The organism is Streptomyces cahuitamycinicus, from assembly GCF_002891435.1.
Classification (GTDB): domain Bacteria; phylum Actinomycetota; class Actinomycetes; order Streptomycetales; family Streptomycetaceae; genus Streptomyces; species Streptomyces cahuitamycinicus.
The window spans coordinates 1-11,514 of sequence record NZ_POUC01000259.1; the positions used below are offsets into that span (position 1 = coordinate 1).

Annotated in this window: 8 protein-coding genes and 2 pseudogenes; 5 read left to right on the plus strand and 5 right to left on the minus strand. The window is 70.7% G+C overall.

Annotated features, from left to right (window positions below):
* Positions 1 to 201, minus strand: a pseudogene (locus tag C1J00_RS28220) (hypothetical protein); the annotation flags it as partial.
* A 140-nt stretch (positions 202 to 341) separates the two neighbouring features.
* Between C1J00_RS28220 and mtnA the strand changes: the two are divergent.
* Positions 342 to 1,487, plus strand: a complete 1,146-nt coding sequence (gene mtnA / locus C1J00_RS28225) for an S-methyl-5-thioribose-1-phosphate isomerase (protein ID WP_102911827.1) — start codon at positions 342 to 344, stop codon at positions 1,485 to 1,487.
* 251 nt (positions 1,488 to 1,738) lie between these two features.
* On the opposite strand, the gene C1J00_RS47090 is transcribed toward mtnA, so the two are convergent.
* The 4 genes and pseudogenes from C1J00_RS47090 to C1J00_RS28240 all read right to left on the minus strand — a co-directional run bounded on the left by C1J00_RS47090 (position 1,739) and on the right by C1J00_RS28240 (position 5,479).
* Positions 1,739 to 2,491: a site-specific integrase gene (locus tag C1J00_RS47090; RefSeq protein WP_245936535.1), complete on the minus strand. Its 753-nt coding sequence runs from the start codon at positions 2,489 to 2,491 to the stop codon at positions 1,739 to 1,741.
* Positions 2,470 to 2,943, minus strand: coding sequence for a tyrosine-type recombinase/integrase (locus C1J00_RS47095; protein WP_245936536.1), 474 nt, complete (start codon positions 2,941 to 2,943; stop codon positions 2,470 to 2,472). The genes C1J00_RS47090 and C1J00_RS47095 overlap by 22 nt, the downstream gene beginning before the upstream one ends.
* A gap of 52 nt (positions 2,944 to 2,995) precedes the next feature.
* Positions 2,996 to 4,393, minus strand: a pseudogene (locus tag C1J00_RS28235) (IS481 family transposase); the annotation flags it as partial.
* 615 nt (positions 4,394 to 5,008) lie between these two features.
* Positions 5,009 to 5,479, minus strand: a complete 471-nt coding sequence (locus C1J00_RS28240; protein ID WP_245936537.1) for an SPW repeat protein — start codon at positions 5,477 to 5,479, stop codon at positions 5,009 to 5,011.
* 417 nt (positions 5,480 to 5,896) lie between these two features.
* Here C1J00_RS28240 and mtrA point away from each other — a divergent pair, with 417 nt between their 5' ends.
* From mtrA to C1J00_RS28260, 4 genes are all read left to right on the plus strand, one after another.
* Positions 5,897 to 6,586 (plus strand): two-component system response regulator MtrA, encoded by a 690-nt coding sequence (mtrA, locus tag C1J00_RS28245; protein ID WP_009188938.1) that lies wholly within the window; start codon positions 5,897 to 5,899, stop codon positions 6,584 to 6,586.
* A 1-nt stretch (position 6,587) separates the two neighbouring features.
* Positions 6,588 to 8,777 carry an MtrAB system histidine kinase MtrB gene (gene mtrB, locus C1J00_RS28250; protein WP_245936538.1) on the plus strand — a complete coding sequence of 730 codons (2,190 nt, stop codon included), beginning with the start codon at positions 6,588 to 6,590 and terminating at the stop codon, positions 8,775 to 8,777.
* Positions 8,767 to 10,596: an LpqB family beta-propeller domain-containing protein gene (locus C1J00_RS28255; protein ID WP_102911828.1), complete on the plus strand. Its 1,830-nt coding sequence runs from the start codon at positions 8,767 to 8,769 to the stop codon at positions 10,594 to 10,596. Before mtrB ends, C1J00_RS28255 begins: the two co-directional genes overlap by 11 nt.
* A gap of 251 nt (positions 10,597 to 10,847) precedes the next feature.
* Positions 10,848 to 11,514: ComF family protein (locus C1J00_RS28260; protein WP_102911831.1), on the plus strand; the 667-nt coding region annotated here is incomplete at its 3' end.

Here is an 11,514-nt window from a genome sequence, read left to right on the forward strand (position 1 = left end):
GCTGGGTGCGGACCACTGGGCCGGTGGCGGCTGTTCCTTGGACCACTGAGGGCCGGGGCCCTGCGGGGCCTGGCCGGGCTGGGCCGGCTGGTCCGCGGGCTGAGCGGGGCGGTCGGTGGGCTCGGCAGGGCCGGACTGGTCAGGCTTCTGCCCGTCGGACGGGGCGGATCCGGGCGAGGCCCAGCCCGGAGTGTCGTTCATCGTCGCTCCTTCACGGTGCCCGTCCGCGGTCGCGGCGGCAGGTTGGCAGCCATCGTGCCATGGGGTGGTCTTCGAGTGACCGGCCGAGGTATGGGCTGCGTACCTTCAATTGTCTGCTCGATAGGGGGCAGACTGACGGCATGGCTGATCAGTACGCGCACAGCGGCGATGACAAGCGGCCGACCGAGATCCCGGCGATCCGCTGGGAAGAGCCACCGGAAGGCCCGGTTCTGGTTCTGCTGGACCAGACGAGGCTGCCCGTCGAGGAGGTCGAACTGGTCTGTACGGACGCGCCCGCACTCGTGGAGGCGATCCGCTCGCTGGCGGTGCGCGGGGCGCCGCTGCTCGGCATCGCGGGGGCGTACGGCGTCGCGCTCGCCGCCGTGCGGGGCTTCGACGTGGAGGAGGCCGCGGTCGCGCTGGCGGGTGCCCGGCCGACGGCGGTGAACCTGGCCGTGGGCGTGCGCCGGGCCCGGTCGGCCCACGAGGCGGCGCTCGCCGACGGCGGCGACGTCAGGCAGGCGGCCGCGGCGGCGCTGGCTGCGGCGCGGCAGCTGCACCGGGAGGACGCCGAGGCCAGTGGGCGGATGGCCGAGCACGGGCTGGCGCTGCTGGAGGAGTTGCTGCCCGGTGGCGGGCACCGGATTCTCACCCACTGCAACACCGGTTCGCTGGTGTCGGGCGGGGAGGGGACGGCGTTCGCGGTGGCGCTCGCGGCGCATCGGACGGGGCGGCTGCGGCGGCTGTGGGTGGACGAGACGCGGCCGTTGTTGCAGGGCGCTCGCCTGACGGCGTACGAGGCGGCTCGCAGCGGGATGGCGTACACGCTGCTCACCGACAACGCGGCGGGGTCGTTGTTCGCCGCTGGGGAGGTGGACGCGGTGCTGATCGGGGCGGACCGCATCACGGCGGACGGTTCGGTGGCGAACAAGGTCGGGAGCTATCCGCTGGCGGTGCTGGCGCGGTACCACCATGTGCCGTTCATCGTGGTGGCGCCGGTGACGACGGTGGATCTGGACACGGCGGACGGGGCGTCCGTCGAGGTGGAGCAGCGTCCCGGGCATGAGGTGACGGAGGTGACGGCGCCGCAGGTGCCGGTGGTCGGTGCGGAGGCGGGCGGTGGCATTGCGGTGGCGCCGCTGGGGACGCAGGCGTACAACCCGGCGTTCGACGTGACACCGGCCGAGCTGGTGACGGCGATCGTCACGGAGGAGGGGGTTGTTTCGCCTGTGACGGCGGAGGCACTCGCCGAGGTGTGTGCGCGGTCGCGCCGGGCGGCGGTCTGAGCCGGGCGCTGCGCGGGATTAGGCGGGACGGGTTCCGGCACCCTCGCCTCTGGGCCTTGCCGGAGATCATCTGGGGGCTGGCGAGGGCAGACAGTAGCGCTTGCTGCGACTATGGTCACTGGCCGGTGACCTACCTCACCACTGCCTTCGCCACTGTTATGAGAATGGGATGCTCTCACCCTGATCAACAGAAACGGCCCCCTACCTGCGACGATGCGCGGGGAGAGGGGCCGTGACATCCAATGGTGACATCAAGCGGCTTCTGAAACCGAGTGCGCCACCTCCAGCTCACGGATCCGGGCGGGCTGCCGAAGAAGGCGATCGAGCTGCGCTACGGCCTGGATAACATCCGGGTCCAGGGCCTCGGCGTAGATGTCCATGGTCGTTGCAATCCGGCTGTGCCGAAGAACAGCCTTGACGACCCTTGGATGCACTCGCAGGTGGACCAGGAGCGTGCCGCAGGACTTGCGGAGGCCCTTGGGGTTCATCTTGTCGAGCCCCTCCGCCTCGATGATCCGCTGCATGACCAGGTAGAAGTGCGCCGCCTGAAGCGGTCGTCCTGTGCGCGTGACGAACACGTGCCCGTCAGGATCATCGAACCAAGGACGTCCCCTGCTGATCGCTCGTTCCCGCAGCCAGGCTGTGCGCATACGGGCCCAGCGCAACGGGGCGATGCACTGAGCGGGCAGAGGCAGAGCAGCCTTCGAGGTCTCGGTCTTGAGATTCACGTCGACCGTGCCGGCACTTGTGCGCTGCCGCTGCTTCTCAACCAGGATGATCCGGTTGTCCAGGTCGATGTCTTCCCAGCGAAGCCCGCACACCTCGGCACGCCGCAGGCCCAGAAGACACACCACCAGGAACGCCGGGTAGTACGGGGTGCGGCGCCGGGCAGTGGCCAGGAAGCGCAGCACACTCACGGCGTCCCAGCTCTTCCCGCTGTCCGTGGTGGCTCGCACATGGACGAGCTTGGCAACGTTCCGAGTCACCCCGATGTCTTCGACCATCGCGGCCGTGAGCGCCGCTGAGAGGGCCCGAAGCACCCGCTTGGCGGTCTTGCCCCTTCCTCCTCTGCAAGGCGCTGAACGACCCCGCGAAGCTCCTTTACGCCCAACTTGACCATGACCTTGGAACCCAGCCGGGGGCGAAGGTGGAGCCGTACGGCCGCCTCGTAGGTTCGGTAGCTGTTGTGCGCCAGGTTCGGCTTGACGATGACCTCAAGCCAGTAGTCGAACCACTGCCCCAAGGTCATGTCACGGGTCGGGGTCGGGATGCCGCCGTTGGCACGGTCGATCAGCTCACGGCGCTTGCTGTCGCACTCGTCGTAGGTCCGTCCATAGGCGTACTTGCGCTTTACAGTCCCGTCCGGCTGTGGGACGTACACGGCAGCCTGATAGCGACCGTCAGAGCGCTTGGTGACCGTTCCCGAGCCATTGGGGTTGCGCTTGCGTCGAGGCATTACGCGGCCTCCTCCAACCGCGCTCGGATGTAGTCCGCAACCGCGCTCTCCGCACCTGGCGCCCGCCCAGGCCCACCAGCCCGTGGTTGTTCACGGTCCGGTCCACCTCGAACGCAGCACCGTCGCCCGCCGGCAGAGGCGACGGCCCCGCCGCACGCCCTCCCCGTGCTGCCAGCTGGGCCAGGTCCGCCACCGACAGGTGGGACCGCACCGACTTGATCCGCGACCCGGCGATCAGCAGATGGATCACCTGCGTGTCGGCCCAGAACGTCACCGTCAGCCCCGAGCGGGCCGGGCCCAGCCAGAACTGCTTGCCCGCCACCTGCAGATTCCCACTCGCAGGCACCACCCGTTCGAACTCCACCGGCCCGCCATGCTCCACCGGCAGGTGGCCAACCGGCTCCTGATCCGGCAGCTCGGGCACGGCCGCGACCGGCTCAGCCGACTCCTGCTCGGCAGGAGCAGGCCTCTGCTGCGGCACCAGCCCGAGCACTCCCGGCACCCGCAGGCCCAGCACATCCCGTTCCTGCTCGGGAACCGGGGTGAACCGGTCGCCCGGAGACTGCATGTCCAGGGCCTGATGCGGCCGCACGGAGTTGTATTCCTGAACCCACGCATCCAGCGCCGCCTGAGCCGCCCCGATACTCTCGAACGCGCCGCAATCGTCCAGGAGTTCACGCCGCAGCGTCTGATCGAACCGCTCGACCTTGCCCGTCGTGGTCGGCGACGCCGGCTGGGTGAGGCGGTGCGCGATCCCGTTCTCCCGGCAGATCCGGTCGAACAACACCTCACCCCCGTGCCCGAACCGGTCGGTGAACTGCTTGCCGTTGTCCGTCAGCACCTCCTCCGGCACCCCGAACCTCTGCAAGGCCCGGACGAACGCCGCACAGATCGCCCGCCCCGTCGCCCGCTGGACCACCGACGCGATCACGCAATACCGGGAATGGTCATCCACACTCGTCACGACCTTGGCCTCGGCCAACTCCCCGGTGACCGGGTCGACCAGCATCACCCCGCCGACGATGTCCATCTGCCACAACTGCATCGGCCGGTCCCGCTGCCAGCGCTTGTAATCGGACCGCTTCCGGCGCCGAACCCCCGGCTCCACCAGCCCATGCCGGACCAGGATCCGATACACGGTCATCCGCGACGGCACCGGATCCACCTCCCCTGACCGCTCCAGCACATGAGCAATCCGCCGCGGACCCCACCGAGGATGCTTGCGCCGCAGCTCACACACCGCTGCCTCCACCTCCGCAGATGCCTGATGCGGACACGACGCCGGCCTGCGCGACCGGTCCGCCAGCCCGGCCAGCCCCGAAGCCTCATACCGGGACTTCCACCCGCTCACCGTCTGCCGTGACACACCCAGCTGGGCGGCGACCTCCGTCACCGTCGAAGCCGCCAGCACCGCAAGCACAGCCCGATACCACTGCTCGACAACCGACAACTCCACCAGCGCCAATCCCGGCCTCCCCACACGCACCGCAACGACGCGCACAGAAAAACCGAACACGGCCACTGTCAACCATCAGCTGGGACCGAAGTGTCAAGCATCTACCGGGACCGGACACGCAGGACTGACCGCACTGCGGTAAGACTTTCCCTACTTCATCAAGGCACCGGCTGCGCTCCGCTCCGCCGGGCGCGCTTCCCGGCTCCGCTCCGCCGCCGCTCCTGCCTTCGGCCCGCTCCGGCGGGCTGCGCCGACGCGCGCCCACGCCTGGGTAGGGCCGGTAGCCATAAGTCGATCACCGCACACATTGCCCGCGGGTTAGAACAGGGCCTCCGGCGGGGGATCGGCCGGCACCGGGATGGAGGGGGCGCCGTTCCCGACTGCGGGTCCGTGGTGGCGTGTGCGGGGGGCTCCCATCCCGTCCGCCATCGACCCAGGCAGAGCCGAGCAGACGCGGCCCATGGCGTCCAGGTCGTTCGTACAGTGGCGCGCTCCACCTGGACGCCATGGACCACGCCCGCTCCACGGTGTGTGGGTCGACGGCGGATGGGATGGGAGCTGGGGTGAGTGGTGGGTTGAGGCCGGTTTTGGCCTGCTCCCGAGGGGTGATCACCTACGCGCGGAAGAGCGGTCGCCGGACGACTGATCCACCGGGCGGGCAGCTGCGGCGGCCATGAGGGCCAGCATCAGGGCGATCACGCCGACGATGATGTTGTTGACTATGGTCCTGGTGGTACTGACGTCACCCGCCACAACCCACGGCGCAAAGATCGTCCACACGCTCAGCGCGCAAGCCCCCCACGCCATGCTGTGCGAACGCTCGTATGCCCGGCCGAAGCCACCGCTCATGAGGAGGGCGTAGGCGATACCGGTGATCAGGTTGTTGACCGCCAGGGTGGAAAAGTTGTTGAATCCCGCGATCCACGGTGAGGCTGCGAGGTAGAGCCCTGTGATCAAGGCCATGGCCTCGACGGCTTGTGCCTTCGGGGTGGTCGCGAAGCGTTCGGCCATCTCGTGTCGATTGCGCATTGCGACGAGGTCGGGATGGGTTTCCATGTCTGACCGGGGTTGCGTGGCCATTGCACTTCCTCCGAATTATCTGTTATCTGTCCTATCTGGGAGTGGGTACCCCTTAGGGATGAGATAACCGTCCTGAGGTGCCAAGTCCGAGGGCACCGCTCAGTTGGAGATTGGTCGTCACTCAGCGATGCTGGACTGACGGAGGACTCGACCTTGGCCGACATGCTCAGCATGAGACTCGGGGAAGATCTCCCAAGATGTCCCGTTGGTGGCTTGCTGATCACTGTTGAGCAGCGATGCCAGGCCCGGTGTATGGACGCCGGGCCGTTCTGTTGCCCAGCAACCATCGACTTGCCTGACATCCGCTGCTGACATCAACAGCGACGGACAGGGGCAGACAGTTACGACTCAGTACGACTATCGTCACTGGTCAGTGACCTGCCTCACCACCACCTTCGCCACCTCTATGAGAATGGGATGATGTCGTTTATGAAGGGACGAGTCCTTGTCGTCGACGACGACACCGCACTTGCCGAGATGCTCGGCATCGTGCTGCGTGGTGAGGGTTTCGAGCCGTCGTTCGTGGCCGACGGTGACAAGGCTCTGGCCGCGTTCCGTGAGGCCAAGCCCGATCTGGTGCTGCTCGACCTGATGCTGCCCGGCCGGGACGGCATCGAGGTGTGCCGCCTGATCAGGGCGGAGTCGGGTGTGCCGATCGTGATGCTGACGGCGAAGAGCGACACGGTCGACGTCGTCGTGGGCCTGGAGTCGGGTGCCGACGACTACATCGTGAAGCCGTTCAAGCCGAAGGAGCTGGTGGCCCGGATCCGGGCGCGGCTCAGGAGGTCGGAGGAGCCCGCTCCGGAGCAGCTCGCCATCGGTGACCTGGTCATCGATGTGGCGGGGCACTCCGTGAAGCGGGACGGGCAGTCGATCGCGCTGACGCCGCTTGAGTTCGACCTGCTGGTCGCGCTCGCGCGCAAGCCGTGGCAGGTGTTCACGCGCGAGGTGCTGCTGGAGCAGGTCTGGGGCTACCGGCACGCGGCGGACACGCGGCTGGTCAACGTCCATGTGCAGCGGCTGCGCTCGAAGGTCGAGAAGGACCCGGAGAAGCCGGAGATCGTGGTGACCGTCCGTGGTGTCGGGTACAAGGCAGGGCCGAGCTGACATGTCCGGCGACAGTGCCGCTTCGGCGCCCGGCCGGTCCGGGGCCCGCCCGGAGCGGCCTGTCGGGCGGAAGAGGCCCGGCTCCCGCTGGGGACGGTTCCTGGAGAGCGGGCTGCTACTCCAGGGCGGAGTCAAGGGCAGCCCGGTCATCCGCCTGTTCATGCGGTGGGTGCGCCGGCCGTTGCTGCCCGTCATGCGGCTGTGGCGGCGCAACATCCAGCTCAAGGTCGTCGTCACGACGCTGCTGATGTCGCTGGGCGTGGTGCTGTTGCTGGGCTTCGTCGTCATCGGGCAGGTGCGCAACGGCCTGCTGGACGCCAAGGTGAAGGCGTCCCAGAGCCAGGCCACGGGCGGGTTCGCGGTGGCCAAGCAGCGGGCCGACGAGGCGGCCAGCGGCACCGGCGACGATGTCGCCACGGCGGACGGGCGAACCGCGCAGAACGTGTCCGAGTGGATGAGCGACCTCGTCTCCTCGCTGTCCAGCGGCGGCCAGGGCGCCTTCGACGTGGTGACGCTCCCCGCCTCCGACGAGGACGGCGCGGGCGGCCGTGGGCAGCGTGCCTCCGGCGAGGTGGACTGGAACAGGAGCGTGCCCGCCGACCTGCGCGAGCGGATCGGCAGCAGCACGACGGCCGCGCAGAGCTACACCCGCATCACCTACAACAACGCGACCAAGGAACCCCAGCCGGGCCTGGTCGTCGGCAAGCAGGTCAACGACCCCAACGGGGATCCGTACCAGCTCTACTACCTCTTCCCGCTCACCCAGGAGGAGAAGTCGCTGAGCCTGGTCAAGGGCACCCTGGCGACGGCGGGTCTGTTCGTCGTCGTGCTGCTCGGGGCCATCGCCTGGCTCGTCGTGCGGCAGGTCGTCACGCCGGTGCGGATGGCGGCGGGGATCGCCGAGCGGCTGTCGGCCGGGCGGCTTCAGGAGCGTATGAAGGTCACCGGCGAGGACGACATCGCGCGGCTCGGCGAGGCCTTCAACAAGATGGCCCAGAACCTTCAGCTGAAGATCAGCCAGCTGGAGGACCTGTCGCGGATGCAGCGCCGGTTCGTGTCGGACGTGTCGCACGAGCTGCGGACGCCGCTGACGACCGTACGGATGGCCGCGGACGTCATCCACGAGGCGCGTGTGGACTTCGACCCGATCACGGCGCGGTCGGCGGAGCTGCTCGCCGACCAGCTGGACCGGTTCGAGTCGCTGCTCGCGGACCTGCTGGAGATCAGCCGGTTCGACGCGGGCGCCGCGGCCCTGGAGGCGGAGCCGATAGACCTCAGGGACGTCGTACGGCGGGTGGTCAGCGGGGCTGAGCCGCTCGCGGAGCGCAAGGGTACGCGGATCCGGATGCTCGGCGACCAGCAGCCCGTCGTGGCCGAGGCCGACGCCCGGCGCGTGGAGCGGGTGCTGCGCAACCTCGTGGTCAACGCCGTCGAGCACGGCGAGGGCAAGGACGTCGTCGTCAAGCTCGCCGCGGCGGGCGGCGCGGTCGCCGTGGCGGTGCGGGACTACGGCGTCGGGCTCAAGCCGGGCGAGGCGACCCGCGTGTTCAGCCGCTTCTGGCGGGCCGACCCGGCACGCGCGCGTACCACGGGTGGTACGGGCCTGGGGCTGTCCATCGCCCTGGAGGACGCGCGGCTGCACGGCGGCTGGCTGCAGGCCTGGGGCGAGCCCGGTGGCGGTTCGCAGTTCCGGCTGACGCTTCCCAGGACCGCCGACGAGCCGCTGCGGGGCTCTCCGATACCGCTGGAGCCCAAGGACTCCCGGCGGAACCGGGGGCTCGACGACGCCGGTCTGCCGAGCGGCGGCGGGGACGGCGAGAAGCGGGCGACCGTGCCGGCGCAGCCGGTGAGCGGGCCGGTGCCGCAGGGGACGAAGCGGGACCCGATACCGCCGCGTGTCGCCCCCACGGCGGATCCGACGGCGCTGCCCGGCAATGGTTCGCGCGTGGTGCCCAGGCCTGCTTCGGGCATGCGGCGCCGGAACGAAGCGGCGGGGGCGGAGCAGCCGGCTCCCGGGGGCGTCAGCGGCCCGGAGGGGACAGGACGCGACGAGGAGGCCGGCGGCCGGGCCGGACGGGATCCGGTTGAGAACGGGCCGCGGGACGAGGACGACGGTTCCGTGGGCCCGGGCGGCCGGGAGGCCGAGCCCGGGGACGTGGACAGGCAAGGGGAGGCATCTCGTGGGCGCTGATCGCGAGGGGCGCGGCCGGCTCAGGACCGCGCGCGTGACGGCGTACGCCGCCTGCGGTGTCCTGGTGCTGGCGGGGTGCGCCTCGATGCCGGACAGCGGGGATCTGCAGGGGGTGGAGTCCACGCCCCGCCAGGAGACCCAGGTGCGGGTGTTCGCCGTGCCGCCGGGGGAGGACGCGCCGCCCTCGGAGATCGTGCAGGGCTTCCTGGAGGCGCTCACCAGCGACGATCCGCACTACAAGACCGCACGTCAGTACCTGACCGGCGATGCCGCCAAGACGTGGCGGCCCGAGGCGTCCGCCACGGTCCTGACGGACGGGCCGGGCGCCAAGCCCGAGCCGCGCGTCGGCGGGGAGGACACCGGCGAGATCTCTTACATGCTGACCGGCACCAAGGTCGCCACGGTCGACGCCCAGCAGGCGTACGCGCCCGCTACCGGGGCGTACGGCAGGAGCGTGCACCTGACGCAGGACGACAAGCGGCAGTGGCGGATCGACGCGCTGCCGCAGGGCGTCGTCATGGGCGAGTCGGACTTCCAGCGCAACTACATGTCCGTCAGCAAGTACTACTTCGCCTCGAACACCGAGGCGGCCGGGTCGGGAGCACAGCCCACGGCGGTCGCAGACCCCGTCTACGTGCGCCGCCGCGTGGAGCCCATGACGCAGATGGTCAGCTCCCTGCTCCACGGACCCACGCGGTGGCTCGGACCCGTGGTCAGGTCGAGCTTCCCCACCGGCACGGCGCTGGCGAAGGGTTCCGGCGTGCTGACACCCGACGACCGCAACAGGCTGACGGTCCCGCTCAACGACAAGGCCGCGGGCATCGGCACCAACCGGTGCGAGGAGATGGCCGCCCAGATACTGTTCACGCTGCGCAACCTCAGCCCCGCCGTTGACGAGGTCGAGCTGCGGGCCGGTGGCGCGGAGCTGTGTTCGCTCACCCAGGGGGCGGCCGACGCGGCGGCCTCCCGGAGCGGGGCGCGGCATCCCGACTACCTGTACTTCGTCGACGGCAAGCATCGGCTCGTGCGGATCCCCGCGGGCGACAGCGGCACCGAGCCGGACCCGGCGCCGGGGGCGCTCGGCGAGGGTGACACGGCGCTGCGGTCGGTGGCGGTGTCGCGTGACGAGCACACCGCCGCCGGCGTCGGCCTCGACGGCCGGTCGCTGTACGTGGGATCGCTGGTGTCGGGCGGTTCGCTGGGCGAGCCGGTGCTGCGCAGCCGGGGCGGGTCCGAGAAGGACCGGCTGACGACCCCCAGCTGGGACGCGGACGACGGCCTGTGGGTGGCCGACCGCGACCCCGACCGTCCCCGGCTGCTCCTCTTCGAGGAGGGCAAGGGCGACCCGGTGGAGGTGCGCATGCCTCGCCTGGACGGGCGGATCCAGTCCGTACGGGTCGCCGCCGACGGGGTGCGGATCGCGCTCGTCGTGGAGAAGGGCGGCAAGAAGACCCTGCTCATCGGGTTGATCGAGCGGGACGAGAAGCCGGGTGAGAAGCCGGCCGTCAGGGTGGTGGAACTGCGCTCCGCGACGCCGGAGTTGGAGGAGGTCACCACCATGTCGTGGGCCGGGGACAGCCGGCTCGTGGTGGTCGGGCGCGAGCACGGGGGCGTCGAGCAGATGCGGTACGTCCAGGTCGACGGCTCCACGCCGGACGTGCCGGCGCCCGCGGCCCTGACCGGCGTCAAGGAGGTCACCGCCGCCGAGGACGACCGGCTGCCGCTGGTGGCGTACTCGGTGGACGGCATCGTCCGCCTGCCGTCGGGCGAGCAGTGGCAGAAGGTGACGGAGGGGACGGCGCCGGTCTATCCGGGGTGAGCCGTGAGCGCCCCGGCGCAGTGCGACCGGGGTGCGCTGGGTGAGGGCGGCCGCTCCTGCCGAGGCCGGACTCGGCAGGAGCGGCCGCCGGTGTCCAGGGTGGGTGGGGCTCTGCTCGTCGCCCTTTGCTCGTGGATTCGATGGGCGTCGCTCGTGTGGGGGACGAGCAGGTGGCGGGGCCATCGGTTGTCCACAGGCCGGTTGTCCACAGGGGTGGTCGGACCGGGCCCGCAGGGGCCACAGTGGTGGCCATGCGGGGGTGGTGGCAGGACTTTACCGACCTGGTGCTGCCGGGCGAGTGCGGCGGCTGCGGGGTGCCTCGTACGGTGCTGTGCGCGCGGTGCCGTGCGGTGCTGAGCGGAGGTGCGGTGCGGCGGGTGCGGCCGGTGCCGGAGCCGCCCGGGCTGCCCGTGGTGCACGCGGCGGCCCGGTACGCGGACGAGGTCCGGGCGACGCTGCTGGCCCACAAGGAACGGGGCGCCCTGGCGCTCGCCGGACCGCTCGGAGCGGCGCTGGCGGAAGCCGTACGGGCGGGGCTTCGGGACACCCGGGCTCCGGTGCGGACCGGAGTGGCCCGGCCCCGGGGCGGCAGGGCTCCCGTGCTGCTGGTGCCGGTGCCGTCCGGGCGGCGGGCCGTGCGGGCCCGGGGGCATGATCCGGCGCGGCGGATCGCCCTCGCGGCAGCGGGCGAGTTGCGGCGCAGCGGGCTTCCGGCCCGGGTGGCCGGCGTGCTGCGGCAGCGCCGGGCCGTGGCCGACCAGTCGGGGCTCGACTCCCGGCAGCGGCTGGACAATCTCGCGGGCGCGCTGGCGGTGGCTCCCGGCGGCGCGGGGCTGCTCTCCCACGGGCCGGTCGTCCTCGTCGACGACGTGATGACCACCGGGGCCTCCCTGGCGGAGGCAGCGCGTGCCGTGCGGG

Bases quoted from the DNA above. Each gene is read 5' to 3' on its own strand.
- C1J00_RS28240 (WP_245936537.1), bottom strand. From the start codon at position 5,479: ATGGCCACGCAACCCCGGTCAGACATGGAAACCCATCCCGACCTCGTC.
- mtnA (WP_102911827.1), top strand. From the start codon at position 342: ATGGCTGATCAGTACGCGCACAGCGGCGATGACAAGCGGCCGACCGAG.
- mtrA (WP_009188938.1), top strand. From the start codon at position 5,897: ATGATGTCGTTTATGAAGGGACGAGTCCTTGTCGTCGACGACGACACC.
- C1J00_RS47090 (WP_245936535.1), bottom strand. From the start codon at position 2,491: ATGGTCGAAGACATCGGGGTGACTCGGAACGTTGCCAAGCTCGTCCAT.
- mtrB (WP_245936538.1), top strand. From the start codon at position 6,588: ATGTCCGGCGACAGTGCCGCTTCGGCGCCCGGCCGGTCCGGGGCCCGC.
- C1J00_RS47095 (WP_245936536.1), bottom strand. From the start codon at position 2,943: ATGCCTCGACGCAAGCGCAACCCCAATGGCTCGGGAACGGTCACCAAG.